Source organism: Cryocola sp. 340MFSha3.1, from assembly GCF_000383315.1.
Classification (GTDB): Bacteria; Actinomycetota; Actinomycetes; order Actinomycetales; family Microbacteriaceae; genus Leifsonia.
Genome location: NZ_KB911088.1, coordinates 1,224,704 through 1,251,354 on the forward strand (window position 1 = coordinate 1,224,704; position 26,651 = coordinate 1,251,354).

The 26,651-nt window shown below is 70.5% G+C and carries 17 protein-coding genes, 1 tRNA gene and 2 pseudogenes; 10 read left to right on the top strand and 10 right to left on the bottom strand.

What is annotated here, in order from left to right; translation table 11 throughout:
* Positions 1–140: 140 nt before the first annotated feature.
* The 3 genes and pseudogenes from H284_RS0116960 to H284_RS21325 all read right to left on the bottom strand — a co-directional run.
* The gene (locus H284_RS0116960) at positions 141–2,972 is read right to left on the bottom strand and encodes a helix-turn-helix transcriptional regulator (RefSeq protein WP_020077166.1); all 2,832 of its coding nucleotides are present in this window, start codon (positions 2,970–2,972) and stop codon (positions 141–143) included.
* 130 nt (positions 2,973–3,102) lie between these two features.
* Entirely contained in the window at positions 3,103–4,248 is a 1,146-nt protein-coding gene (locus H284_RS21320) for an ABC-F family ATP-binding cassette domain-containing protein (RefSeq protein ID WP_502685492.1), read from the bottom strand.
* A gap of 191 nt (positions 4,249–4,439) precedes the next feature.
* Positions 4,440–4,908 (bottom strand): annotated as a pseudogene (locus H284_RS21325) (ATP-binding cassette domain-containing protein); the annotation flags it as partial.
* Between the two features lie 175 nt (positions 4,909–5,083).
* Here H284_RS21325 and H284_RS0116970 point away from each other — a divergent pair.
* From H284_RS0116970 to H284_RS0116980, 3 genes and pseudogenes are all read left to right on the top strand, one after another.
* Entirely contained in the window at positions 5,084–5,944 is an 861-nt protein-coding gene (locus tag H284_RS0116970) for an Abi family protein (RefSeq protein WP_020077168.1), read from the top strand.
* A gap of 38 nt (positions 5,945–5,982) precedes the next feature.
* A pseudogene (locus tag H284_RS20375) lies at positions 5,983–7,614 on the top strand (acyl-CoA dehydrogenase family protein).
* A 158-nt stretch (positions 7,615–7,772) separates the two neighbouring features.
* Positions 7,773–11,039: a ricin-type beta-trefoil lectin domain protein gene (locus H284_RS0116980; protein ID WP_020077171.1), complete on the top strand. Its 3,267-nt coding sequence runs from the start codon at positions 7,773–7,775 to the stop codon at positions 11,037–11,039.
* A 15-nt stretch (positions 11,040–11,054) separates the two neighbouring features.
* Here the strand turns inward: H284_RS0116980 and H284_RS0116985 are convergent, their stop codons facing one another.
* Together H284_RS0116985 and H284_RS20380 are read right to left on the bottom strand one after the other, a co-directional pair.
* The gene (locus tag H284_RS0116985) at positions 11,055–13,553 is read right to left on the bottom strand and encodes a glycosyltransferase (RefSeq protein WP_020077172.1); all 2,499 of its coding nucleotides are present in this window, start codon (positions 13,551–13,553) and stop codon (positions 11,055–11,057) included.
* An 84-nt stretch (positions 13,554–13,637) separates the two neighbouring features.
* Positions 13,638–14,141: a MarR family winged helix-turn-helix transcriptional regulator gene (locus H284_RS20380; protein ID WP_018191625.1), complete on the bottom strand. Its 504-nt coding sequence runs from the start codon at positions 14,139–14,141 to the stop codon at positions 13,638–13,640.
* A gap of 67 nt (positions 14,142–14,208) precedes the next feature.
* On the opposite strand from H284_RS20380, the gene H284_RS0116995 reads away from it, so the two are divergent.
* From H284_RS0116995 to H284_RS0117005, 3 genes are all read left to right on the top strand, one after another.
* A tRNA-Gln gene (locus H284_RS0116995) sits at positions 14,209–14,280 on the top strand.
* A 30-nt stretch (positions 14,281–14,310) separates the two neighbouring features.
* Positions 14,311–15,753 (top strand): bifunctional UDP-N-acetylglucosamine diphosphorylase/glucosamine-1-phosphate N-acetyltransferase GlmU, encoded by a 1,443-nt coding sequence (gene glmU, locus H284_RS0117000; protein ID WP_018191624.1) that lies wholly within the window; start codon positions 14,311–14,313, stop codon positions 15,751–15,753.
* Positions 15,754–16,731 carry a ribose-phosphate diphosphokinase gene (locus H284_RS0117005; protein ID WP_018191623.1) on the top strand — a complete coding sequence of 326 codons (978 nt, stop codon included), beginning with the start codon at positions 15,754–15,756 and terminating at the stop codon, positions 16,729–16,731.
* Here H284_RS0117005 and H284_RS0117010 read toward each other — a convergent pair.
* Complete coding sequence (locus H284_RS0117010) at positions 16,688–18,028, bottom strand: nucleotide disphospho-sugar-binding domain-containing protein (protein ID WP_020077173.1); 1,341 nt, start codon at positions 18,026–18,028, stop codon at positions 16,688–16,690. The two genes, H284_RS0117005 and H284_RS0117010, sit on opposite strands and share 44 nt — an antisense overlap.
* Positions 18,029–18,101: 73 nt before the next feature.
* Here H284_RS0117010 and H284_RS0117015 point away from each other — a divergent pair, with 73 nt between their 5' ends.
* Positions 18,102–18,767: a TetR/AcrR family transcriptional regulator gene (locus tag H284_RS0117015; RefSeq protein ID WP_020077174.1), complete on the top strand. Its 666-nt coding sequence runs from the start codon at positions 18,102–18,104 to the stop codon at positions 18,765–18,767.
* Here the strand turns inward: H284_RS0117015 and H284_RS0117020 are convergent.
* From H284_RS0117020 to H284_RS0117035, 4 genes are all read right to left on the bottom strand, one after another.
* Positions 18,736–19,086 carry a hypothetical protein gene (locus H284_RS0117020; RefSeq protein ID WP_018191620.1) on the bottom strand — a complete coding sequence of 117 codons (351 nt, stop codon included), beginning with the start codon at positions 19,084–19,086 and terminating at the stop codon, positions 18,736–18,738. The two genes, H284_RS0117015 and H284_RS0117020, sit on opposite strands and share 32 nt — an antisense overlap.
* A gap of 109 nt (positions 19,087–19,195) precedes the next feature.
* Positions 19,196–20,653, bottom strand: coding sequence for an NADP-dependent phosphogluconate dehydrogenase (gnd, locus tag H284_RS0117025; RefSeq protein WP_020077175.1), 1,458 nt, complete (start codon positions 20,651–20,653; stop codon positions 19,196–19,198).
* 125 nt (positions 20,654–20,778) lie between these two features.
* Positions 20,779–22,194, bottom strand: a complete 1,416-nt coding sequence (gene uxaC / locus H284_RS0117030; RefSeq protein WP_020077176.1) for a glucuronate isomerase — start codon at positions 22,192–22,194, stop codon at positions 20,779–20,781.
* Positions 22,191–23,243 (bottom strand): LacI family DNA-binding transcriptional regulator, encoded by a 1,053-nt coding sequence (locus H284_RS0117035; RefSeq protein WP_018191617.1) that lies wholly within the window; start codon positions 23,241–23,243, stop codon positions 22,191–22,193. Before H284_RS0117035 ends, uxaC begins: the two co-directional genes overlap by 4 nt.
* A 135-nt stretch (positions 23,244–23,378) precedes the next feature.
* Here H284_RS0117035 and H284_RS0117040 point away from each other — a divergent pair, with 135 nt between their 5' ends.
* Genes H284_RS0117040 through H284_RS0117050 form a run of 3 tightly spaced genes read left to right on the top strand, consistent with a single transcriptional unit; the run spans position 23,379 to position 26,649 of the window.
* Positions 23,379–24,740, top strand: coding sequence for an ABC transporter substrate-binding protein (locus H284_RS0117040; RefSeq protein WP_029042988.1), 1,362 nt, complete (start codon positions 23,379–23,381; stop codon positions 24,738–24,740).
* Between the two features lie 8 nt (positions 24,741–24,748).
* On the top strand, positions 24,749–25,780 hold the full coding sequence (locus H284_RS0117045) for a carbohydrate ABC transporter permease (protein ID WP_020077178.1): 1,032 nt from the start codon (positions 24,749–24,751) through the stop codon (positions 25,778–25,780).
* Positions 25,777–26,649 (top strand): carbohydrate ABC transporter permease, encoded by an 873-nt coding sequence (locus tag H284_RS0117050; RefSeq protein ID WP_018191614.1) that lies wholly within the window; start codon positions 25,777–25,779, stop codon positions 26,647–26,649. Before H284_RS0117045 ends, H284_RS0117050 begins: the two co-directional genes overlap by 4 nt.
* Positions 26,650–26,651 lie beyond the last annotated feature (2 nt).

A 26,651-nucleotide genomic window follows, 5' to 3' on the forward strand; every position in this document is an offset into this window, starting at 1 on the left:
AGGATGCCCGGCCACGACACGCGTCGGGTTGAGACGATTCGTCGGAATCTGAAGCGTATCCACGTCCCGGGCCGGGCATCCCAGGTGTTCTCACCCTAACCAGCGCTCGGCCCGCGAACGGTGCCCAGAGCGCGAAACCGTCAAGACTTGACGGGTCTCCTCCGCGACAGCGTGCGGAGGTCCCGGCGCGAGCGCAGTCCGAGCTTCGAGAGGATGTTGCGGACGTGGAAGTTGACGGTCGTCACGGACACGTAGAGGCGCTCCGCGATCTCCTTGTTCGTCATCCCCGCGGCGAGCGCGTGCGCCACCTGCCGCTCCCGCGTCGTGAGCGTTGCGAGCGGGTCGACGGCCGAGGTCGCGACCGCCGTCTCATCGAGCAGACGTACGCAGCGGGCGAGGTATCCCGCTGCACCGAGGCGGCGGAACGTCTCGGCCGCCGCATCCAGCTGGGCCCGCGCCCGCTCTCTGCCGTCGGCCGTGGCGCCCGGCTGCGCAGCGGCGAGCCGTCCGGCGTCCAGGGCAGCCACCGCGCGGGGGAAGGGGAAGCGCTCCGCGCCGGGCTCGGCGACCGCGTCTTCGTAGGCGTCGAGCGCCTCGGCGGTGCGCCCCTCGGCTTCGAGCACCCGGCCCTCGAGCCAGCGCAGAGAGCCGTAGTACGGCCGCCACATCGGCGACGACGCCGCCCGCTCGTACGCCTCGCGCGCCTCCGCCGGCCGCCCCAGGGCCGCGAGGGCGTCGATCCGGTACGTCAGCCAGCCGAGCGTGGAGCCGCGGGATGCGGCAGCCTCCGCCTGCTCGGCGGCCGCCAGTTGCTCCTCGGGCCGGCCCAGGGCGCGCCCGAGCTCCGCACGCGCGAGATGCGGCAGGTCGCCGTCGTACGATCCGGTGATGCGCGGGTCGGCCTGCGCGGCAGCGCGGAGCCGCTCCTCGACCGCCTCCGCCTCGCCGCGGCCGGCGCGCACCAGCGCGGAGGTCCACAGGGCGATCGGCCAGCAGGACAGGTCGGTCTCGTCGAGCGCGAGCGCGACGGCCGTGTCCGCGAGGGTGACGGAGTCCTCCCATTCCCCGGTGAGGAAGAGGATGTGCGCGTACATCGTGCGTGCGAATCCGGCCGTCCAGCTGGAGGGGAAGCGCCGCACCAGGTCCGCCGCGCGCGCCAGGTCGGCACGTGCGCGGCCGATGTCGCCGCTCAGGATGAACACGCGTGAGCGGCTGACCAGCGCATCCACCGCTGCGGGCGACTCGTGCCCGACGAGCAGCTCGTCGAGTTCGACCGTCAGCGGACCGAACAGGTCGGGGCGGCGGGAGTGCGCGGCCGAGTTGATCGCCCAGCCGAGCAGACGCGTCAGGTCGTCCTGCGGCGCGGCCAGCCAGCGGAGGGCCGGATCGGCGACCTCGTTCGGAGCGGGGGAGGCGGCGATGTGCTCCCGTGCGGCGTCGAGGTGGTCGATCACGCCGGCGAAGTCGCCCATCGCCATGAGCACCTTCGGGAGCGCCTCGGCCACATGGGAGCGGAGGGCCCGCTCGTCCGGGGTGAGAGCGGGCCGCTGCTCGAACTCGAGCGCCAACGCGAGGGCGCCCGGGAGGTCACGCGAGAGGGTCCGCAGTTCCAGCAGGACGGCGTCCCGCGTGGGCGACGCCGGCGTCGCCTCGAAGGCGGGCCGGAGGTCCAGGATGCGCTCGTGCATCCGGAACCGCATGGCGATGAGCCCGAGTTCGAGCAGCGCGCGCTCCGCGTCGCTGCCGTCCGCGAGGTCGACGGCCGACCGGGCGTAGCTGAGGGCCTGCTCCGCCTGTCCGAGGTCGGACACCGTCAGCGCGGCGGAGAGCAGCTCGGCGACCAGGGTCGGGTCGGCGCGGTCGGCGGCCTCCACCCGGTGCCGCAGCGCCCGGTGACCGGAGAGCACCTCGGAGGCGACGCGGTGGATGGCGACGCGCCTCTCCAGGGACAACTCGCCCGCGAGGGCGTCGGCGAGGATGGCGTGCGCCGGCTCGACGCGGACGACACCGTCGCGCGTCTCGGCGAGGACGAGCCCGCGGGCGACCGCACCGGGCACATCCACGTCGATTCCGAGGCGCTGCGCGATGGTGCCGACGACCGGCAGCGGAAGGGGGTCGCGGAGCACCGCGATGAGCTCCGCCGCCGCGCGCACGGACGGCTCGGCGCCCTCCAGGGAGGCGGCGATCGCGGTGGCGAGCGGCGTGATCGCGGTGGCCGGGAGGTCCCATCCGGCCGGGTGCAGCGCCTGGGCGAAGGTGTCGCGCAGCTGGCCGAGGAGCACGCTGAGCAGCAGCGGCGACCCCTGCGTCGCCTCGGTCAGGCGCGTCGCGGTGCGGCGTGAGACGGGGTGCCCGAGGATGTGGCGGGCGAGCTCCTGCGTGTCGCCGACGGTCAGCGGTGTGAGCTCGACGCGGGCGTGGTTCGTGGTGGTGGAGGCCAGGTCGTCGAACAGGCCGCTGACGCTGTTCGGCTGCGGCCGCGCGGCCGCCGTGAACAGGAACGACTGCTCCGCGAGCCGTCGCACCAGGAAGCGGAGAGCCCGTGCGGACGGCTCGTCCACCCACTGCGCGTCGTCGACGATGAGGCACACCGGCCCGTCGATCGCGTCGATGGCGTCGAGCAGCAGCCGGCCGACCGTCAGCGGGTCGTCGCCGGGCGACGGCGGGCGGATGGGGGCATCCGTTCCCCGCTTGGTGCCGGTCCGCTGGGCGTTGAGGCCGCGGACGAGGGTCTCCACGGTCGCGTAGGCGAGGTCGGACTCGAACGAGTCGGCGTGCACCCGCAGCACCGTCCAGCCGTCGAGCCGCTGGGCCACGTCGGCGAGCAGCGCTGTCTTGCCCATGCCGGCCTCGCCGGTGACGAGCACCGCCCCGCCGCGCTCCTTGGCGCGGTGCGCGACCAGGAGCATCGTCTCGCGGGCACGGTCCCGTCCGAACAGGGGCCGCTCGTCGGCCCGTTCCTGGTCAGTCACGTGGCGCTCCCGTCCCCGTCGGCCGCGTCGGGTCGGGTTTCGCGACCGATCCTCAGGATCATCGCACAGCGAGAGGCCGAGTTCGTTCCCCAGTCCGGGGGAGTGGACGCGGGATGCCGCGCGTGCGTGGTCAGCCCTCCAGCTGTTCCGAGAGTTCCAGCCAGCGGGTCTCCAGGTCGGCGATCTCGCCCTCCAGCGTCCGGAGCTCGTCGGTGAGCCGGCCGAGGCCCTGATAGTCGCTCTGGTCGTGCCGCGCCAGCTCCTCATGCTTGGCGGCGACCTGGTCGCCCACCTTGGCGAGGCGGCGGTCGAGCGCCGACAGCTCCTTCTCGGCGGCGCGGAGTGCGGCGCCGGAGAGCGCGGGGGTGACGGGCGTCGTCGGTGTGGATGCCGTGCCCGGGCCGGCATCGGAATCCGCGGCCCCGACCGCGCCCTGTGCGCGGCGCAGACGCAGGTACTCGTCCACGCCGCCGGGAAGGTGCCGCAGGCGGCCGTCGAGTACGGCGTACTGCTGGTCGGTGACGCGCTCGAGCAGGTACCGGTCGTGGGAGACGACCAGCAGCGTCCCCGGCCACGAGTCGAGGAGGTCCTCCATCGCGGCCAGCATGTCCGTGTCGAGGTCGTTGGTCGGCTCGTCGAGGATGAGCACGTTCGGCTCGTCGAGGAGGATGAGGAGCAGCTGCAACCGGCGCTTCTGGCCGCCTGACAGATCCTTCACCGGGGTGGAGAGCTGGGCGTTCGAGAAGCCGAGACGCTCCAGCAGCTGGCCCGGGGTGACCTCCTTGCCGCCGGCGAGGTAGGTGGTCCGCTTGCCCGCGACGACCGCCGAGACCCGCTCGTCCTGCACGTCGTCGAGCTCGGCGAGCTGCTGGGTGAGGGTGGCGATGCGCACCGTCTTGCCGCGCTTCACGGTTCCGGAGTCCGGCTTCACGGTTCCTGCGACAAGCCCGAGCAGTGTCGACTTGCCCGCTCCGTTGACGCCGAGGATGCCCGTGCGCTCGCCGGGGGCGATGCGCCACTCGACGTCGCGCAGCACCGTCTTCGGCGGGTACGAGACCGAGACGTCGATCAGGTCGACCACGTCCTTGCCCAGGCGGGAGGTGGCCAGCGTCGTCAGCTCGACGGTGTCGCGGGGCGGCGGCTCGTCGGCGATCAGCGTGGCGGCCGCATCCATCCGGAACTTCGGCTTCGAGGTGCGCGCCGGAGCGCCGCGACGCAGCCACGCCAGCTCCTTGCGCATGAGGTTCTGCCGCTTCGTCTCCGCGACCGCGGACATCCGGTCGCGCTCGACGCGCTGCAGGACGTAGGCGGCGTACCCGCCCTCGAAGGGCTCGACGATGCCGTCGTGCACCTCCCACGTCGTCGTGGACACCTCGTCGAGGAACCACCGGTCGTGCGTCACGACGACGAGCGCGCCGGACGCCGCCGACCAGCGACCCTTCAGGTGCTGGGCGAGCCAGGCGACGCCCTCCAGGTCGAGATGGTTCGTCGGCTCGTCGAGGAAGAGGATGTCGTGGTCGTGCACCAGCAGCGCGGCCAGGGCGACGCGACGACGCTGGCCGCCGGAGAGCTCCCCGATCGTCGCCTCCCAGCGGATGTCGGAGACGAGCCCGGCCAGCACGTCGCGGACGCGCGGATCGCCCGCCCAGAGGTGCTCCTCCCGGTCGCCGACGATGGCGTGCCCGACCGTCAGCTGCGACGGCAGCTCGTCGCGCTGGTCGAGCATCCCGACCGTCACCCCGCGGCGGCGGGTCACCCGGCCCGAGTCCGGCTCGATGCGCCCGGCGAGCAGCTGCAGCAGCGTGGACTTGCCGTCGCCGTTGCGGCCGACGACGCCGACGCGGTCGCCCTCGGAGAGCCCCAGCGTGACCGAGTCGAAGACGGTGCGCGTCGGGTACTCCAGGTGAAGGGATTCCGCGCCGAGAAGGTGAGCCATGAGGGTCTCCAGCCTACCCGGCGGGCGGAGCTAGACTCCCGCCCCGTCGGTGGCACCTGTTACAGTTTCAGTATCAGCGCCCCCCCAAGGCTCGAGCCATTCGGCTTCCTCAAATGCGGGGGGTCTTTTTTATGCCAGATGCTGTTTGCGACGGTATTCTCATAACATCGATTGTGTGCACAAGCCGTTCCTCTCCCTCCATGAGCAGGTTGAGCTCCTCGATCAGCGTGGACTGGATGTGGGTGACGCTCAGCAAGCCGCACACGCGCTTCATCGCCTCAATTACTACCGCGTGAGCGGATATGGGCGAGAGTTCCAGGTCGCGCCCTCGCGGGGAGACGACGACTACGACGCCGGAGCGTCGCTGGAGCGCGTTCTTGGACTGATGGACCGCGATGCCCGCCTCCGGCTCTTGCTGACGGAAGCGCTGATAGAAATCGAAATCGGAGTCCGTTCCCGCTTCGCGCACGAGGCGGGACGCGTGCACGGTTCGCACGCGTTCTATCTCGAGTCGGCCGCCTATCTGGACAGCACTCGAGACCTGGGAAGCCACATCGCAAAGATCAGACGAGAACTGCTTCGGCCTCAACTCCGCACCGTCGCACGTTACCGCTCGGGGGATGACCTTTCGCGGGTTCCCATCTGGGTCGCTATCGAGGTGGTCACTTTCGGCGCGCTCGCCAAGATGGTGTGGTATCTGGATCCACCGCTCGCCGCGCAGCGCACAGCAGATGCCGCTGGTCTGCAGCGCACAGGGTTCGGGTCCAGCATCCACAGCTTTGCTGTCCTGCGGAACGTGTGTGCACATCATGGGCAGTTGTGGCATCGCTCCTTCGACGTCATGTTCGCGACGCTTCCGAAAGAGAAGAAGCGAGAACCTCGCCACGAACCGTCGAGCGTCTACAGCGGCATCGTCGTCGCGAAGCGTTTCCTCAAGGGCATGAACCGGCTGCCGGATTGGTCGGAGCGGGTGTCTGCGCTTCTCGACGAAGACGCCGAGTTCCGCGCCGGGATACTGCAGCCGGCCCCCCGCTGAGACCTTCTTCACGCGGGCACCGGAGCTAGACTCCCGCCATGGTCACCCACACCGTCGTGAACCAGGCGCCGCCGCGCGTCGACGTGGACGAGTTCGCGGCGAACCTGCCGCTCCGGGAAGGCGTGGAGCGCTACGACGCCGCCTGGGCCATCCCCTCGCTCGGCGACATCGGCCGCCTGGTCGGCTCGGAGGCGTTCCAGCGGGATGCTGAGCTCGCCAACCGTCACGAGCCCGAGCTGCACGCCTTCGACCGCTGGGGGAACCGGATCGACGAGGTCGAGTACGACGACGGCTACCACCGGGTCATCGCCGCTGCGGTCGCGGCCGGCGCCCACACCTCCGCGTGGGCGGACCCGCGTCCGGGGGCGAACGTGGCCCGCGCCGCGGCTTTCCTGCAGTTCGCGCAGGTCGAGCCGGGCCACGCCTGCCCGGTCTCGATGACGCACGCCGCCGTCCCCGCGCTCGCCGCCTCCGAGAGCCTCTCCGCCGAGTGGATGCCGCGACTGCTCAGCCGCGACTACGACGGCCGGCTGCTCGCGGGCAAGACCTCCGCGCTGTTCGGGATGGCCATGACCGAGAAGCAGGGCGGATCGGATGTGCGGGCCAACACGACCCGCGCACTCGCGGACGGCGACGGGCGCTGGCTGCTCACCGGCCACAAGTGGTTCTGTTCCGCACCCATGTCGGACGCGTTCCTGGTGCTCGCGCAGACCGCGAACGGGCTCTCCTGCTTCCTCGTGCCGCGCGTCCTGGACGACGGCGCGCGCAACGTGTTCCTCATCCAACGGCTGAAGGACAAGCTCGGCAACAGTTCGAACGCGTCGTCCGAGGTCGAGTTCGACGAGACGGTCGGGTACCTGCTGGGGGAGGAGGGCCGGGGCGTGCGCACCATCCTCGAGATGGTGAATCGCACGCGTCTCGACTGCGTCTACGGCAGCGCGGCGGGGATGCGGCAGGCGGTCGCCGAGGCGGCCTGGCACGTGCGGCACCGCGCGGCGTTCGGGCGGCGGTTGATCGACCAGCCGGCGATGACGGCGGTGCTCGCCGATCTCGCGCTGGAGTCGGAGGCGGCGACCGCCGTGTCCCTCCGGCTGGCGCGCGCTCACGATGCGGATGCGCCGGAGGGGGATGTGGCGCTCCGCCGGCTCGCGACCGCCGTCACCAAATACTGGGTGTGCAAGCGCGGTCCGGGGCACGCGTACTAGGCGCTGGAGTGCCTGGGCGGCAACGGGTACACGGAGGCGTTCCCGCTGGCCCGGCGGTATCGGGAGCAGCCGGTGATGGCGATCTGGGAGGGCTCGGGCAACGTGATCGCCCTAGATGTGCTGCGCGCACTGCGTCGGGAGCCCGCAGCGGCGGAGGCGTTCGACGCCGAACTCGCCGCCGCGCGCGGCGTGTACCGCACCTTCGACGGACACCACGACCGCCTGCGGGCGCGCCTGGCGACGGCAGCGGCGTCCGCATCCGACGACCCCGCCGCGGCCGAGGCGGCGGTGCGCCCGCTCGTCGCGGCACTGGCCGTCGCGTTGCAGGCCTCCCTGCTCATCCGCACGGCACCCGCCGCCGTCGCGGACGCCTTCGTCGCCGCCCGGCTCGGCCCCGAGCGCGGCGCCCTCTACGGCGAGCTCCCCTCCGGCCTCGACCTCGCCGCCCTCACCGCCCGCGCCTGAACCCCACCCCCGCCCCCACCGTCGAGTACACGATTCCTTACCGCGACACGCCGCCGCGGCGTGCAGAAATCGTGTACTCGACGGCGGGGGAGGGGCGCGGGAGAGGTATAGATGCGCGAGGGCGTCATGGGCGAGGTGAGCGGCGCGTCGTAAAGGGTGTGTTGCGTTATTCCTTCGGGCGCTGGGCCGCTGCGGCCGTCGCCGTCGTCCTGCTCGTCACGTCCGGTGTGTTGGCCATCGATCGCCCCGCCCTCGCGTGGGTGGATGCGGTGAGCAACTCCCGCTGCTCGCCGACCCAGCCGGTGCGCCCGGCGATGCACGTGACGTACGACCCGGAACTTCCCGCGAACTACCGGACGGCCGTCCGCGCGGCGGCCGCCGCCTGGGAGGACGCGCTCCCGGGGCTCATCACCCTCGAGGTGTCGGCCGAGCCGCCGGCGACCTTCCACGCCAACACGTCGTACGTCACGGTCTACCCGGCGACCGGCCGCCGCGACGCGTACGCGTCCGCCGGGGCTTCGGCGTGCGGCACCGCCGGGACCGGCACCTACGACACCGGGCGGATCGACGCGTACCGGGCACAGATGGACGGACTCACCCAGCTCGAGAAGGCGGCGGTGATGATCCACGAGTTCGGGCACCTGCTGAGCCTCAACCACCCGGTCGTGAACGACCGCTGCCGGTCGGTGATGAGCCACATCGGCTGCCCAGGCCAGGACATCGGACCGTACCCGGACGACATCGCCGGCGTCCTCGCCTCCCTCGCGCCGAACGCCACGCCCGGTTTCCCCGCGGACGCCCCGATCGTCATCGACGCCGGCCTCGCCCTGCACGGCGGGGGCGAACCCGGCGGCGCGCTGTTCATGAACCGACGGGCGACCGACACGTCGGCACGCTGGACGTTCGTCCCGCAGGAGCGAGCCGGTGTCGGGCCGGCCGGCGAACGGGCGGGCGTGATCGTGAACACGCTGTCCGCCCTGTGCCTCGCGTCATGGTCGACCGACAACGGCCATGAGGTCGCGACGGAGCAGCAGTGCTACGAGAGGAGCGACCGCGCCGGACTGTTCTGGTCGGTGCAGCAGCAGGCGGACGGGACGACGACGCTCCGCAACCACAAGGACGGGCAGTGCCTGCTCGCGCGCCTCGGTGTGCTCGGCATCCACGCGGTCCTGGGCGGCTGCGATTCGCAGAACGCCCGGATGATCATCTCCCATCCCGAGACGGCCGCGTCGCCGGCGGTTCCCGGGTCGCAGGCATACCCACTGGTGGGGCAGCAGTCCGGTCGCTGCATCGACGTGCCCGACAGCGACACGAAGCCCGGCCGGCAGCTGGGGATCTGGGACTGCAACAACGGAAGCAACCAGAAGGTGCGGTTCCACGACGAGGGCCGATCGATGACGGTGTTCGACCTCACGGGTCCTGGCGACGTGGACGGCCCGGACCTGACGCTCTGCGTGGCAGCCTCCGGCGTCGCCGACAACAGCACGATCGTTACGGCACGCTGCCGCCAGGGCGATGCTCTCCAGGTCTGGCATCACCGGGGCGACGGGACGATCTACAACCCGGTCTCGAACAAGTGCATCAACGTGGCCGGCGGCGCCACCGGAAACGGAAGCCGCTTGATCCTCTGGTCCTGCACGACCGCCGAGAACGAGGTCTTCAACGACGTCGGGGCGCTGGGCCGCGAGCCGCGGGTCAGCGTGCGCACACTGCTCGGCACCGGCAAGGTGCTGACGGCGACTGCGGGCAACGGCGTGATCGGCAACGACGTCAACGGCGAGAACCAGAACTGGGCGTGGGCGACCTCCCCGACGGATCCGGCCTCCGGGATGCTGACCTCCTGGCGCTCGACGTCCGGGACGGAGGAGCTGCAGTGCCTGACCGCATCCGCCGAGTCGGCGCCCACCCTCGTGCGCACCTGCAGCAAGGACGACCTGGCGCAGCGGTGGAAGCCGTCCACCAACACCAACGGATCGACGACGTTCACCAACGTCCGCTGGAGCGGCCAGTGCCTCGACGTGGCGGAGGGGAAGACCGACGAGGGGACCGCCATCGTCAGCTGGGCGTGCAAGACGTCGGGCGACCGCACCAATCAGCAGTGGCGCATCCTGCCCGAGAACCCGCCGGCAGCCGTGCCCACCGTCCCCGCGCCGACCGCGGAGGTGTCGCTGTCGGCACGCGCGAACTCCCGGCAGGTCACGGTGGTCAGCTACGAGTCGAACGTGCTGTGGCCGAAGGCGACCACGGTCGGTACCGACGAGCTGTTCGACCTCGTCTTCAACAACGACGACCTCGGGTCGGTGTCCTTCCGCTCGCGGAGCGCCGGCCGCTTCGTGACGGTCGACGCGACCTCGACGGAACTGCGAGCGAGTGCCGGATCCATCGGCGATCGTGAGAAGTTCACGCTCACCGAGTCGACGGAGGGATGGGTTGCGCTGCTCTCGAAGGCGACGGGCAAGTATGTCGTCGCCGAGTCCGGGGGCGACGGTGTGCTCCTCGCGAACCGGGCGGCGATCGGCCCGTGGGAGAAGTTCGACCTGAGCGGCAACCACCACCTCCCCGAGATCGCCTGGAACCCGGGCCTCGGCGGAACGATCGCGAGCGCTCCCGCCGTCAGCTTCGATCCCGGGCAGAGCCGCTACGTGGCGGCCGCGCGTACGACGAGCGGAGCGATCGCCTGGAAGGTCCGGGCGACGACCTGGACCGGCTGGAACACCATCTCGCCGCCGGCCGGGACGACCATCGTCGGACGACCGGCGCTGACCGCATCGCGCGGCCGGATCGAGTTGTGGGCGCTGACCAGCAACACGCGTGTGTACTCGATCACCAGCACGGACAGTGGGAAGACCTGGGGCCCCTGGACCGACCCCGGACTGCCGACCGCCCTCGAACCGCCCGCTGTCGCCTTCGACGCCGTGTGGGGCGACTCCCACGTCGTCGTCCGCAGCACCGACGGAACCACCTGGCACTCCGTGCGCACCCTCGCCAGCCAGTGGGTGGGGTCGCAGAAGATCCTGTTCGGCGTGCCCCTGGTCGGAGAGCCGGCGATCACGGTGTTCGGCTCGTCGGTGGATGTGTTCGCCCGCGGCGCCGACGACAAGCTCTACCAGACCTACAGTCGCACCAACGGCTCGCAGTGGACGGTGGTCGAGGGCGTCGCCCTCGCGGGAGGGCTGACCGGCAGTCCGGCGGCCGCGTACGACCCGGTGGCGAACGTCTACCTGGTCGCCGTGAAGGGCGCGGACGGGAAGGCGTACCTCAACAGGTGGAACGCCGACTGGTCCGGGTGGAAGGCCATCCCCGGTCCGACCGGAGGGACGTTCACCGACTCGCCCGCCCTGGTCGCGTACGGCTACACCGCGCAGCTGTTCGCCCGCGGAACGGACGGCTACGGCTGGTACACGCCCATCTCGGCGTACTACTGAACCGCCGCCGGGCGCTCAGGCGCCCGGCGCGCCGATCGCCCGGTAGAACTCGCCGACCGCCTTGCGGTTGTACGCGTGGTAGTCGAAGTGGCTGTCCGGCACGTCTCCAAGGAGGAAGGCGCGCATCCCGTCCGCCACGCCGTCCACCGTCTGCGGCACGATCATGCCGCTTCCCGCGGGGAGGGCGTTCTTCGCCGAGGCGAACTCGACCGTCACGATCGGCAGCTGCAGCACCAGCGCCTCCAGCAGCACCATCGGCTGCCCCTCGTAGTCGCTGGAGAGCACGAAGCAGTCGGCCTTCGCCATGATCGCGTGCGGGTTGCGCTGCATCCCGGTCAGGAACACCGAACCCTCGAGACCCAGCTCGGCGACCAGACCCTCCAGCTCGCCTGCCAGCGGCCCGGACCCGACGATCACGAGACGTGTCCGTGGGTTGTCCGCATGCACCGCGGAGAACGCGCGGATCAGTCGCGCCTGGTTCTTCTCGGGCGACAGGCGGCCGACGTTGACGAACGTGGTGACGTCGTCGTCGGCGAGCAGCAGCTCGGCCCAGTCCGGGATGCTCCCGGTCTCCTCGTCGAAGGTCAGCTCGTGCAGGTCGGCGCCGGCGTCCTCGAGGATGTGCTCGGCGTCGACCGTGTTCAGCGCCGAGACGAACTTCTCGGGCGCCGCGTACTCGGCGAGCGACGTGCGGTTGATCTCGGACAACGTGGGCGAGACGGAGACGAGGTGGTCGTACTGGCCGTACAGGGTGAAGATCTGCGTGAGGCTGTGCAGCATCCGCTTCTCGCCGTTGACCTCGCGGTGCGCGTCCGACGCCAGGTCGTTGTGCAGCCAGATCGCGCGCTGGGCGTCGGGGGAGTGCAGCAGGAGCGTCGCCCAGAACGGCCCGTACCCGGAGAAGTCGACGACGTAGTCGAACCGGCTCTCGCCGAAGCAGCGGTACCACTCGTCGTCCCACAGCCGGTTCTGGGCCGGGATGTCGGCGTGCTGGGCGATGCGCCCGCGCCGGAAGTCGAGGTGCCGGGCGACATGCAGCAGCTTGGTGCCGTTCATCCCGCCGACGCGCGGGAACTGCCGGACCGATGGATGGATCTGCCGCTGCTTCCCGATGACCACCTGCGATCGGCTCTGGGCGAAGAACGCGGAGACGTCGTAGCGGTCATGGTCGAGGTTGTTGAGCAGGTTCAGCGCAGACGTCGTGATGCCGTTCGGCCGCATCCCACCGAGGTACAGCAGGATCTTCTGCCGCCCGTCGTCCGCGAGGTCGGTGCGCAGGCGGTACCCGTCGCGCACACCACGGAACACGATGTCGACGACCCGGCGCGACGCCTCCCCGTCCTCATAGGGGGTGAACCGCCGCTGCATGTCCAGGTATCGCTCCTGCGACTCGACCGGAACGGTGTCGCCCGCCTCGGCGATGGCGTGCAGCTCGTCGCCGAGGCGCCGGGCCGACAGCAGCACAGGGCCCGGCCACTCCTCGGGCTCGAAGTAGAGCCCGCGGGTGCCCGCGTAGTCGGCGAGGTCGGGCGTGAAGAACACGATCGGCCGGCCCGTCTGCAGGAAGTCGAAGAAGATGCTGGAGTAGTCGGAGATGAGGATGTCCGTGGCGCCCAGCACCAGGTTGGTCGGGATCTCGTTGGGGACGAGCATCCGCTTCAGCTCCGGCCGGTGCGCGGCCAGGGAGTGCACGGTCTGGTGCGTCTTCAGCAGCACCGCGTACCGGCTGGTGTCGATGCGCTCCTCGATCTGCGCGATGTGCGCGAGCAGGGCGTCCAGGTCGTCCTCCGGACGGCCGAACGTCTGCCCTTTCCAGGTCGGTGCGTAGAGCACGATCTTCCGGTCGCCGAGCGGGATCCCGGCGGCGATGAGCCGCTGTCGCACCGTCTCGCGCCCAGCGCCGTCGAGGAACTGCCGGTCGATGCGCGGGTACCCCTCCTCGACGAGGGTGCCGCTGTAGATCCCGGTCAGCTTGTAGCCGGTCTCGTACATCTGCTCCGACATGAACGGGTTCGCCGAGAGCAGGTAGTCGGCCTGCACGAAGTTGCGGATGATGTTCGCGGTGGCGAGGGCGCCGTCCTCGATGTCGTAGCCCATCCGCTTCAAAGGCGTGCCGTGCCAGGTGTTGAGGTAGACCTGGCCGGGACGCTTCGAGAAGTCCGGCGGGAAGGTCGCGTTGTTGACGAGGTACTGGCTGGTGGCGAGCGCGCGGTAGTAGGCGGCGGAGCCGTAGCGGACGAAGCTGACGCGGTCGTCGCCGGCGAACTCCTCGACCGCGGCGCGGTACTGCGTCAGATCCGACAGAGCCCAGATGTGGGTCAGGTGGCCGAGGTCGGGGCTCGCGAGCAGCTCGCGGAAGATCGCCTCGGGGTTGTCGAGCATCCCGTTGCCCGAGAACGACTCGTAGAAGACGGAACCCTGCACGATCGGCTGGCGGCGCCAGTGCGCGTGGATCTCATAGCGCGCGGCGCGCTTGACCCGAGAGGGGAGTCGCTTCAGTCGGGAGAGTCTCATCGCGCCCGAGTTTATGAGAGCGGGATAACAGCATCCTGGGAGCGGATCATGCGGCGGCCGTGAGCGTCGCGCTCCCGAGCCGCGTCACCCTTCGGTGTCGAACCCGAGGCTCAGCTTGCGCAGGAGCCCGGCGAGCCGCTCGGCGTCGGCGGGCGAGAGGCCGTCGAGCAGCTCGGCTTCGGCATCCACCAGGCGGGTGATGGCCGCATCCACCCGGGTGAGACCCTGCGCGGTCATCTGGACGAGGATGCCGCGGCCGTCGTTCGGGTCGGTGCGGCGCTCGACGAGCCCGCGCGCGACCAGGCGGTCGATGCGGTTCGTCATGGTGCCGGACGAGACGAGCGTCTGCTGCAGCAGCGACTTGGGGCTCAGCTGGTACGGCGCTCCCGCGCGGCGGAGGGCCGCCAGCACGTCGAACTCCCACGAGTCGAGGTCGGAGCGCTCGAACGCCCCGCGGCGCGCGCGGTCGAGGTGGCGGGAGAGCCGGTCGACCCGCGAGAGCACCTGGAGCGGGGCGAAGTCGAGGTCCGGACGCTCGCGTAGCCAGGCGTCCACGATGCGGTCCACCTCGTCTCGTGCGTCGGCCATCCCCCCATGCTATTGGGGGTTCGGTCGGGACACGTCTGGCAGACTGTCATCTGCGCGAAACGCGCGTTCCGCCTTGGTGTAATGGCAGCACGACAGCCTTTGGAGCTGTGAGGTCCAGGTTCGAGTCCTGGAGGCGGAGCGACCGACAGCCCGACCCCCTGGAGGGACATTGACCGACCAGAATCTCGCCATCGTCGTTCTCGCGGCGGGGCAGGGCACGCGGATGAAGTCCGCCACCCCGAAGCTGCTGCACCCGCTGGGCGGCATCCCGATCGTGTCCCACGTGCTGGCCACCGCGCGCGAGCTCGACGCCGCGCACGTCGTCGCCGTCGTGCGTCACGAGCGCGACCGTCTCGCCGAGGTGATCGAGGCCGACCTTCCCGAAGCCGTCATCGTCGACCAGGACGAGGTGCCGGGCACCGGCCGCGCGGTCGAGCTCGCCGTCGAGGCCCTCCCGGCCGACTTCTCCGGGGATGTGCTGGTCGTGAACGGCGACGTCCCGCTGCTCGACGCGGGCACCCTCCGCGAGCTCATCGAGCGGCACCGTGCGGGTGAGGCGGCCGCGACCATCCTCTCGTCGTTCCCGGCCGACGCGACCGGCTACGGCCGCATCGTGCGCACCCCCCAGGGCCACCTCGACCGCATCGTCGAGCACAAGGACGCGAGCGAGCAGGAGCGGGCGATCGGCGAGATCAACGCCGGCATCTACCTGTTCGGGCTCGCCGCCCTTCGCGACAAGCTGGCGTTGGTCTCCACCGACAACGCCCAGGGCGAGAAGTACCTGACCGACGTGATCGGGCTGCTCCGCGAGGCCGGCTTCGACGTGGATGCGCTCCCTGTCGCCGAGTCGTGGCTGGTCGAGGGCATCAACGACCGCGCCCAGCTGAGCGACGCGGCGGCGAAGCTGAACGCGCTGATCGTCCGCACCTGGCAGCTCGCCGGTGTGACCGTGCAGGACCCCGCGACGACGTGGATCGACGTCAAGGCGAAGCTCGCCCCCGACGTCACCGTCCTCCCCGGCACGCAGCTCCGTGGCGCCACCGTCATCGAGACCGGTGCGACCGTCGGACCGGACACGACGCTGACCGACACCGAGGTCGGCGAAGGCGCGACCGTCACCCGCACGGACGCGACGCTCGCCGTGATCGGCGCGGGCGCGACGGTCGGCCCGTTCGCGTACCTCCGGCCGGGCACCGTGCTCGGCGCCCGCGGCAAGATCGGCACCTTCACCGAGACCAAGAACGCGGTCATCGGCGAGGGCACCAAGCTCGCGCACTTCAACTACGTCGGCGACGCCGAGGTGGGGGAGAAGGGCAACCTCGGCGCCGGCGTCATCACCGCGAACTACGACGGTGTGAACAAGCACCGCACCGTCATCGGCTCCCATGTCCGGATCAGCACGAACACCGTGCTCGTCGCGCCGGTTAGGATGGGTGACGGAGCGTACACGGGGGCGGGCACGGTCGTCCGCAAGGACGTCCCCGCCGGAGCCCTCGCCATCACCGTCGCTCCTCAACGCAATATCGAAGGCTGGGTCGCCGAGAAGCGGCCGGGCACGGACGCCGACAGAGCGGCTCGCGAAAGCGACGCGTCGGAAGAGAGCGGAGCGTAAGTGTCAGGGATCACCGCGACCGGCCAGAAAAGACTCGTCCTCATCTCCGGTCGCGCGCATCCTCAGCTCGCCCAGGAGATCGCCGAATGCCTCGGAAGCGAGCTCATCCCGACCGACGCGCGCACCTTCGCCAACGGCGAGATCTACGCGCGCTTCGACGAGAGCGTCCGCGGCTCGGATGCGTTCGTCATCCAGTCGCACACCTCGCCGATCAACGAGTGGCTCATGGAGCAGCTCATCATGGTGGATGCGCTGAAGCGCGCCTCGGCGAAGCGCATCACCGTCGTCGCCCCGTTCTACCCGTACGCCCGTCAGGACAAGAAGGGCCGCGGTCGCGAGCCGATCTCCGCCCGACTGGTCGCCGACCTGTTCAAGGCTGCCGGTGCTGACCGCATCATGTCCGTCGACCTGCACGCCGCGCAGATCCAGGGCTTCTTCGACGGCCCGGTCGACCACCTCTTCGCCATGCCGGTGCTGCTCGAGCACATGCGCCGCGAGCTCGACCCCTCGACGCTGACCGTCGTGTCGCCCGACATGGGCCGCGTCCGTGTCGCCGACATCTGGAGCGACAAGCTCGGCGCACCGCTCGCGATCATCCACAAGCGGCGCGACCCGCTGGTCCCGAACCAGGTCTCGGTGCACGAGATCGTCGGCGACGTCAACGGCCGCGTCTGCCTGCTCGTCGACGACCTGATCGACACCGGCCGCACCATCGTGAAGGCCGCCGAGGCCCTCAAGGAGGCCGGCGCGACCGGCGTCGTGGTCGCCGCGACGCACGCCGTCTTCAGCGACCCGGCCGTGGAGCTGCTGCAGAGCGACGCGATCGACTCGGTCGTCGTGACCGACACCCTCCCCTTGCCGGAGCACAAGCGCTGGGAGGGCCTCACGGTCCTGCCGATCGCGCCGCTGCTGGCCAACGCGATCCGCGAGGTCTTCACCGACGGTTCGGTGACGTCGATGTTCGACGGGGCCGCGTAGCAGCCGCTTCGCGGACGGTGTCGACCACCGCTCGCTCCAGGCCGTCCAGTCCCGAGGATGCGCGGATGGCCCGGCCGATCGCCGCGCTGCGCTCCGCGTAGCCGGGGTCGTCGAGCACGGTCCGCACAGCCCGTGCGATCGCCGCGGGTTCTGGCCGATTGGTCGGCAGCTTCACCCCGACACCCGACCAGGCCACCCGCGCGGAGACCTCGGTCTTGTCCTCCGTGGTGCCCGCGACGACCACAGGGACACCGTTCTCCATGGCGTAGTGGATGCCGCCGTATCCACCGTTCGTGACGTACACCGCCGTCCGCGGGAGCAGCCGGTCGTAGGGCAGGTAGGACGCGACGCGGGCGTTGCGCGGCAGGTCGCCCAGCTCGGCCACGGGGCGTCCTCCTGTGCTCGCCACCACCCACACGTCCTGGTCCGCGAGCGCGTGGATGGTGGGCAGGATGAGGTCGTTCAGGTCGCGGTTGGCCACCGTCCCCTGGGTGACGTGGACGACCGGGCGGCCGTCGTCCAGATCGCCCCACCATGCCGGCAGCGGGGTGTCGGAGGGTTGCGTGCGGGAGACGGGCCCGACGAAGTGGATGGGCACGCGCACGTCTGCGCGCGGGTACTCGAACTCGGGGACGGTGAACTGCACGACGCCGTCCGCGTGCGACGGCCAGTCGAGCACGAAGCCGTTCAGGCCGGTCCCCGCCTCCTGCCCGATGCGCTGCGCGGCCCGCTGGACGGGAGCGAACACGATCTTCTCGGCGATCGCCGTCAGTGCGGCGTTGCGGACACGGCCGAGGGCTCCGGGTCGCGGCGGCACACCGAGCCCGAACGGCGCGGTGTCGCGGCTCTTGACCCCGAGCGGGACGATGCCGAGGTTGAGCAGTGCCGGGCGGTCCGCGGGCGGGCGGGCTGCGAGGAGGGCGGCTCCGAGGAAGAGGCTCTCGGCGAGCACGACGTCGATGTCCAGCTCGCGGATGACCGCATCCATCGCCGCCAATTGCGTCCGCGCCGGGCGCAGGAAGATCTCGGTCATGTCCCACCGGATCCCGGCCGGGCCGGTGAGCCCGACGCGGCCGGGGAAGGCGGCGTCGATGTCGGTGTCGTCGTAGTCGGCCTCGGCCGGGAGCCGGAGCACCGACGCGTCGGTCACGGCCGCGCGCTCGAGATACCGCTCGCCGGTGAGGAAGTGGACGCGGTGGCCGCGGTCGACCAGGGCGCGGCTGACGGCGAGAAGGGGCGTGACGTGTCCGTGCACGGGCGTGCTGCAGAGAAGGATGTCGAGCGGGCGGGCGTTCATGGTCCGGGTCCTCGTTTCGGGTAGAGTCGAATAAACGTCAACAGTATTCACTACACCTGAAAGGTAGTCAATAGTGGCCGGCACGCGCCCGTACCGTTCGACCCTCCGGCAGGAGCATGCGCAGCAGACGCGGCGCCGCATCCTGGAGGCCGCCGCCGAGGTGTTCTCCGCACGCGGCTATGCGAGCGCCTCGCTCGCGGACATCGCGACGGCGGCCGGCGTCTCGGTCGAGAGCGTCAAGGTGCACGGGCCGAAGCGGGCGCTGCTGCTCGCCGCTTTCGAGCTGAGCTTCGGCGGGGAGGCGGGGGAGTCGTCGCTCACCGAGCGGCCCGAGATCGCGGCGATCGCCGCCCTCGACGATCCGCAGGAGATGCTCGACCGGCTCGTTCCCTTCATCGCCGCCGCCAACGCGCGGACGGCGGGCCTCTGGGCGACGTTCACCGCCGCGTCGCGTGACGATGAGGCGGTTCGCGCCGCGTACACGGAACTGCTCGGGCGCCGCCATGCCGACTACCTGGCGATGGTGGGTCTCCTGGGAGAGCGCGGGATCGCCTCCATCGCGGCCCTCCCGCCGGCCGGGCGCCGTGAGCTCGCCGACGCGCTCTCGTTCGTCATGTCGCCCGAAGGCCACCAGCAGCTCGTCGGCGAAAGCGGATGGAGCTTCGAGCGCTATGCGGCGTGGGTGCTCGCGACGGTGCGCACGCTGATCACGGAAGCCGGTGCGGCGTCGACGGGATGAGGCCCAGCGGCGCGACCCACGTCGCGTCGCCCTCGGTGTTGAGCGCGTAGCACTGCCATCCCGGCCCGACCGGCCCGGCGAGTTCGAAGCGTGCGGACGAGCCCTGCGCCTCGGGCTGGTAGTGCTGCGCGTACACGGAGCAGGTGTAGTCGGCGGTCTGCGTCTGGATGCTGATCGTCAGCAGGATGCCGGGCAGCAGCAGCGCGCTCAGCGCGACGACGACGAAGACCCGGCTGGCGACCGTCATCGTCCGCCCGCGGAGCGGTCGCTCCCCGAGCGGCTCGTACTCCGCGAGCTCCGGATGGTCGTCGTACGTCACCCTCCCATCCTCCCTCGCCACCGCCGTCGAGTACACAAAAATTGCACGCCGATCGCGCGATCAGCGTGCAATTTTTGCGGACTCGACGGGGGGCGGAGGCCCGAGACGGTCAGTGGGTGGAGGGCTCCGTCTCGATTTCGGTGCGGTCGCCGGACCAGAGGGTGTGGAAGACGCCGTCCTTGTCGACGCGCTTGTAGGTGTGCGCGCCGAAGAAGTCGCGCTGGCCCTGCACGAGCGCGGCGGGGAGGCGCTTCGAGGCGAGCGAGTCGTAGTACGACAGCGCCGAGCCGAAACCGGGGACCGGGACGCCCGAGAGCGCGGCGGTGGCGACGATGCGACGCCAGGCGGCCTCGCCCTCGCGGACGGCGTCGGCGAAGTACGGCGCCTCGAGCAGCGTCGCGATGTTCGGGTTCTCGTCGTAGGCGTCCGCGATGCGGTTGAGGAACTGGGCGCGGATGATGCAGCCGCCGCGCCAGATCTTGGCGATCTTGTCCTTGTGGATGTCCCACCCGTACTTCTCGGCGCCGGCGATGATCGCGTCGAAGCCCTGCGCGTAGGCGACGACCTTCGACGCGTAGAGCGCCTTGGACACGTCGTCGGCGAACGCGGCCACGTCGGACGCCTTCTGCACGTCCGGCCGGGACTGGATGGTCGCCTGCACGGCCGCACGCTGCGCCGGCTTCGACGACACGGCGCGGGCGAACACGGCCTCCGCGATGCCGCCGACCGGGACGCCCAGGTCGAGTGCGTTCTGCACGGTCCAGACCCCGGTGCCCTTGGAGCCGGCCTGGTCGAGCACGATGTCGATGAACGGCTTGCCGGTCTCCGCATCCACCTGGCGCAGCACCTCGGCCGTGATCTCGATCAGGTACGACTCGAGGTAGCCGTTGTTCCACTCGGCGAACACGTCCGCGATCTCCGCAGGCGACAGTCCGCCGATCGTGCGCAGCAGGTCGTATGCCTCCGCGATCAGCTGCATGTCGGCGTACTCGATGCCGTTGTGGATCATCTTCACGAAGTGGCCGGCGCCGTCGGTGCCGACGTGCGTCACGCACGGCTCGCCCTCGGCGACCGCGGCGATCGACTCCAGGATGGGACCCAGCGTCTCGTACGACTCCACCGAACCGCCCGGCATGATCGACGGGCCGTTCAGCGCGCCCTCCTCGCCGCCGGAGATTCCGGCGCCGACGAAGTGGATGCCCGTCGGCGCGATGCGCTTCTCGCGCTCGATGGTGTCGTGGAAGTTGGCGTTGCCGCCGTCGACGATGATGTCGCCCGGCTCGAACCGCTCCACCAGCTGGTCGATCACGGCGTCGGTGCCCTTACCGGCCTGCACCATGATGATCGCGGTGCGCGGCTTCGACAACGACGCGACGAAGTCGTCGATCTCCTCCGAGCCGACGAAGCCGGCCTCGGGGTGCGCGTTCATCAGGTCTTCCGTCCGCGTGTAGGTGCGGTTGTAGACGGCGACGGTGTTGCCCTCGCGCGAGGCGAGGTTGCGGGCCAGGTTCGACCCCATCACCGCCAAGCCGACGACGCCGATGTTCGCGGTTGCTTCCTGTGACACGTATTGCTCCTTCGTGTAGCCGCGACGGACGGAGGCCGTCCGCCACGACGGGGATGTAGTCGGGGGTCAGCTCTCCCGCTGGTGGCAAGATTCGAGCACTCCCACCAGCGTAGCGCGACGCCCGGTCAGCCGAGTCGGAACGTGGTGCGCGGGATGTCGTCGACGAGCCGCCGGGCGAGGACGAACGCATCCTCCTCGCCGAGCCGGTGCTCCGCGACGAGGCCGGCGAGGTAGGACGCATCCACTCGACGCGACATGTCGTGCCGTGCCGGGATGGAGCAGAAGGCACGCGTGTCGTCGATGAACCCGCTGGTCTTGGTGAACCCGGCGCTGTCGGTGACCGCCCGGCGGTAGCGGAGGATGGCGTCCGGGGTGTCGATGAACCACCACGGAGCGCCCGCGTACACGGACGGGTAGAACCCCGCCAGCGGCCCGATCTCGCGCGAGAAGGTCGTCTCGTCGACCGTGAACAGCACGAGCCGGAAGACGGGATGCGTCCCGAAGTCGCGCAGGATGGGCGTGAGCGGCTGCGTGAACGACCCGACGGCGGGCAGGTCGTGACCGGTGTCCGGGCCGTAGGCGTCGAACGTGGGCCGGTGATGGTTGCGGTGGACGCCCGGGTGCAGCTGCATCACCAGCCCGTCCTCGGCGGAGAGCTCCGCGAGCCGGTAGAGCAGGTTGCGACGGTAGGCGACGGCTTCCCCCGCGGTGAGCGTGCCGTCGAGGGCGGCCCGGTGGATGCGCGACGCCTCGGCCTCGTCGAGGGGATCGCTCCTCGCGTCGATCACGCCGGTGTCGGTCGCCGTCCCGCCCGCCTCGATGAACGCCCGACGGCGGCGCCGCAGCGCCTCCAGCAGTCCGGCGTACGTGGTGGTGTCGACGTCGGCGACGGCGCCCAGGCGCTCCAGCCGACCGGCCCATCCTGCTTCGTCGGGGTGCATGTAGCGGTCCGCGCGGAACGTGGGGATCACGCGGCCGCCGAACGTCGGGTCGGCGGCGAGCCTGGCGTGCGCGGCCAGGTCGTCGGCGGGGTCGTCGGTGGTCGCGAGGACCTCGATGTTGAAGCGCTCGAACAGCGCCCTGGGCCGGAACGCGGGGTCGGCGAGCGTCGCGCTCAGCTGGTCGTACAGCGCGTCGGCGGTCGCGGCGGACGGCTGCTCGGTGAGGCCGAAGACCTCGCTGAACTCCGTCTCGAACCAGAGCCGCACGGGCGTGCCGAGGAAGGCGTCCCAGTGCTCGCAGAGCCGCCGCCAGATCGAGCGTCCATCGGCCGTCGACGGACGGCCGTCGCGCGCGAGCCCCAGATCGTCGAGCGGCACGCCGAGCGCATGCAGCATCCGCGTCACGTAGTGGTCCGGCGTGATGAGGAGGGCCGCCGGGTCGGGAAAGGGCTCGTCGTCGGCCAGCATGCGCGCATCCACGTGTCCGTGCGGCGAGAGGATCGGCGCCGTGGCCACCTCCGCGTGCAGACGCCGGGCGAGGTCGCGCACACCGGGGTCGGCGGGGAACAGGCGGTCGGGATGGGGCGCGAGGGTGGTCATGCGGTCGATGCTCCGTTCGTGGTCGGTGCGTTCCGGGGTGCCGGTCCGGTGGAGTCGCGGACGGTCAGGTGCGTCGGGAGGGTGACGGCCTGCCGCGTGACGGGAGAAGGGCCGCCGTCGAGCCGGGACAGCAGCATGGCGACAGCCGTGCGCCCCGCCTGCTCGATCGGCGCGGTGAGGGTCGTCAGCGGCGGGTTGCAGAAGTCCGCGCCGAAGATGTCGTCGCAGCCGACGATGCTGAGGTCTTCGGGGATGCGGACGCCGCGCTCGCGGAAGCGCGGAAGCATCCCGATCGCCAGCAGGTCGTTGAAGGCGATGCAGGCGGTGACGCCCGCGTGGAGGACGGCGTCGGCCGCGGCGGCTCCGGCGTACTGCCGCGGCGCGAACGGGCCGACGCGGACCGCCTCGACCCCGTAGTGCTCGGCGGCACGGACGAGCGCCCGCCAGCGGCCCTCGTTCGGCCAGGATGTCGCCGGGCCGGCGGCGTACGCGATCCGGCGATGGCCGAGGGAGACGAGGTGACCGACGGCCTGCTCGATCGCGCTGGGCGTGTCGATGAAGACGCTCGGCACGCCGCGCGTCTGCCGGTTCACGGCGACGAGCGGGATCTCCTTGGCGAGGGCCGTGAGCCGCCGGTCGGTGAGACGGGAGGCGGCGAGGATGGCGCCGTCGAACGAGCGGCGGAGCTTGTGCAGTGTGCCGTCCTCCAGCTCGTCCGACTCCTCGGTGTCGACCAGGAGCTGCGTGTAGCCGGCGGCCTTCAGCTGGTGCTGGGTGCCCCGGATGATGCCGAAGTAGAACGGGTTCGTCACGTCCGAGACGAGCACGGCGATGGCGCGGGTCCGTCCGCTCGTCAGAGCCCGCGCCTGCGAGTTCGGCACGTAGTTGAGCTCCCGGGCGGCGCGCTCGATCCGCTCCCGGGTGAGGGCGTTCACGCGGCCCGGGTTGGAGAGCGCGCGCGAGACCGTGGAGGTGGCGACCCCGCTGAGCGCGGCCACGTCCGCCAGGGTCGCGGGGCGGTCGTTCCCCGCACCGGTGAGAGGGCTCATGCGGATATCAGAGCACACGATGGCAAATTGTGGCAATCGCTTGCAGTCCGATTTGCCGCGCTTCTAGAGTCGCAGCCATCCTCCCCGGCCCACCGGGTCGAGGTCACACGATCCCTGCTCAAAGGAGAGTCACGAATGAGATCACGTCTTGCGCTCGGCGCGGTGGCGGCCCTCGCGGCCGCAACGCTCGCCCTCACCGGATGCTCCGGCTCCGGCTCCACGTCCTCGTCCTCCGCGGGCGGGAAGATCGACGGGACGGGGAAGACCCTGGACGTCATGATCGCCGCCAACACGCTGTATCCGACGGAGCAGCAGAAATGGTTCTCCGACGTCTCCGCCCAGTTCCAGAAGGAGACGGGGGCGACCGTGAAGTTCGAGACGTTCGCGTCGGCGAACGACGAGCTCACCAAGATCCAGACCTCGGTGCTGAGCGGTCAGGGCCCGGACATCTACGACCTCGGCACCACGTTCACCCCGACCGCCTACTCGACCGGCGCGTTCGTGAAGCTCACGAAGGATGACTGGGAGAAGATCGGAGGCCGCGACCGCTTCGTGCCGGCGACTCTCGGCATCTCCGGCCCGAGCGAGTCCGACGAGGTCGGCATCCCCTTCCTCAGCCGCCCGTTCGTGATGGCGTACAACAAGGATCTGCTGAAGGCCGCGGGCATCGACAAGCCGGCGGACACCTGGGACGGTCTGGCCGAGCAGGCGAAGAAGCTGACCAGCGGCGACGTGCACGGCATGGCCGTCGCCTACGCGGACAGCTTCGACCCGTGGAAGTTCGTCTGGGCGATGTCGATGCAGCAGGGCAACACCATCCTCGACCTGAAGACGAAGAAGGCGACCATCGACGACGCCGCCGTGAAGAAGGCGTACCAGACGTACTTCGGCTGGCTGACCGAGGACAAGGTGGTCGACCCGGCCGCGATCGGATGGAAGAACGCGCAGGCCGTCGCCGCCTTCGCCTCGGGCAAAGCCGCGTTCCTGCCGATGGTCTCCTCGTCGTCGCAGGTGTCGCTCGACAAGTCGGGCGTGGCCGGCAAGTACGCCTACGCCGTCATGCCGACCGTCCCGCCGGGCGCCTCGAAGCTGCCCGGTGACGGCAAGGCCGCCGCCACGATCATCTCGGGCGACAACATGGTCGTCGCCAAGTACTCGAAGAACCAGGACCTCGCGTTCGCGCTGATCAAGATGCTGACCAGCGAGGAGAACCAGGTGGCGTACACGAAGACGTTCGGCGACCTGCCGACGAACGCCGCCGCGGCCAAGAAGATCGAGGACGGCAACGAGCTCCTCGGCCCGATCCTCGACGCCGGGACGAAGGCCTATGGCACGCCGTTCTCCGGCGCCTGGGGCGACACCCAGCTGGCGCTCGTGAACGTGGTGGTGCAGTCCATCCCGGCCCTGTCGTCCGGAGGCGTCTCGTCGTCCGACCTGCAGGCCCGGCTGAAGGCCGCGCAGGCGACCGCGCAGGCCGCGCTGAGCAAGGCGAAGTAGCCGGACCGATGTCGAATCCCACCATCGCCGCGCCGCAGGGCCCGGCGCCGGCCGACGGCTCGCCCGCGGGACGCGCTCCCGCGGGCGGCCGCTCCGGCCGGTCGAGCCGGAACGGCGGCGCGGGCGACCGCACGCCCCGGGCCCCGCGCCGCCGCGGTCTCGAACGACGCAACCGACCGCTCTGGATGCTGCTCCCCGGCGGCATCCTCATGCTCGTCATCATCGTCGTCCCGCTGATCGTGGCCGTCGTCATGTCGACGCTCGACCTGGACCAGTACACGCTGCAGAGCTGGCTGCAGGCGCCGTTCCTCGGGTTCGGCAACTACGTCGAGGCCGTCACCGCGTCGCCGTTGCTCCGCTCGATCGGGATCAGCGTCTCGTTCGCGGTCATCGCCGCGGTCGTCACGCTCCCGATCGGGCTCTCGGCGGCGCTCGCCACGCAGAACCGCTTCCGCGGCCGCGCGCTGGTGCGCTCGCTGTTCCTCATCCCGTATGTGCTCCCCGCATTCGTCGTCGGCACGCTGTGGCGGACGATGCTGCAGCCGGGCGGCGTGGTGGACAGCATGCTCGGCGCGGTCGGCGCGCATCCCGGGCTCTGGCTGAACGGCCCGTTGAGCTACTGGTCGCTGATCATCGTGCAGCTGTGGACGTCGTGGCCCTTCTTCTACCTGCTGGTCGTCGCGGGCCTCCAGAGCGTCGACCCGGAGGTGCACGAGGCCGCGGCGATCGACGGCGCGACCTGGTGGATCAAGCTCCGCTACGTGATCCTGCCCTACCTGCGGGGATCCATCCTGCTGGCCCTGATCATCGCGTTCCTGCACAACATCAACGCCTTCACGCTGCCGTTCGTGCTGTTCGGGATTCCGGCGCCGCAGGACGTCGACGTGCTGCCGGTGCTCACCTACACGACCAGTTTCCAGAGCTTCCGGTTCGGGTTGAGCGCGGCAATGGCGATCTGCTCGCTCGTGCTGATCGCCATCCCGCTGTTCGTCTACCTGCGGGCCGTGCGGCTCGACTCCGGAGAGGAGGCGCAGCGATGACGGCCGTCACCTCCAGCGCCGACGTCCACCGCCTGCTCCCGCGGTGGCTCATCGTCACGATCATCACCGTGCTGCTCGTGATCGTGCTCGGCCCTGTGCTGTACATGCTGTTCGCGTCCGTCAATTCGGATGTGTCCGTCGCGTCGGGCGCGTTCCTCCCGACCGAGCTGCACCTCGACAACTACCTGAAGGTGTGGACGACCGTCGACCTCGGCACCGGGCTCGCCAACAGCGTGCTCATCTGCGGCGCGGTGGCGATCGTGTGCGCGTTCCTCGCGGTGGCGACGGCGTACGTGCTCGTGCGGTACGAATTCCGCGGACGGCTGTCGTTCCTGCGGGCGCTGCTCGGGCTGCAGTCCATCCCGGGCACGCTGATGCTGCTGCCCGTTTTCGTGCTGTTCTCGTCCACCGCGTCGCTGCTCGGCGTGCAGATCATCGGGACGCGCTGGGCGGTGTTCATCACCTATCTCACGTTCGCCCTGCCGTTCTCGACCTGGGTGATGGTGACCTACCTGCGCGGCCTGCCGAAGGCGCTGGAGGAGGCGGCCAGGATCGACGGCGCGTCGTCGTGGCGCATCCTCACGGGCATCGTCGTCCCGCTCAGCTGGCCGGGCATCGTCGTCTCGGGCATCTTCGCCTTCCTGCTCGGCTGGAACGACGTGCTGTTCGCCTCGGTGCTGACGAATCCCGAGACGCGCACGGCAGCGGTGGCCCTGCAGGTGTTCGGCGCGACGCAGGAGGGCGGCGCCGTGCCGCTGTACGGCCAGATGATGGCCGCATCCCTGATCTGCGCACTGCCGGTGGTGGTGCTGTACCTCGTCTTCCAGCGGTACCTGGTGGGCGGATTGACATCCGGAGGAGTGAAGTGACC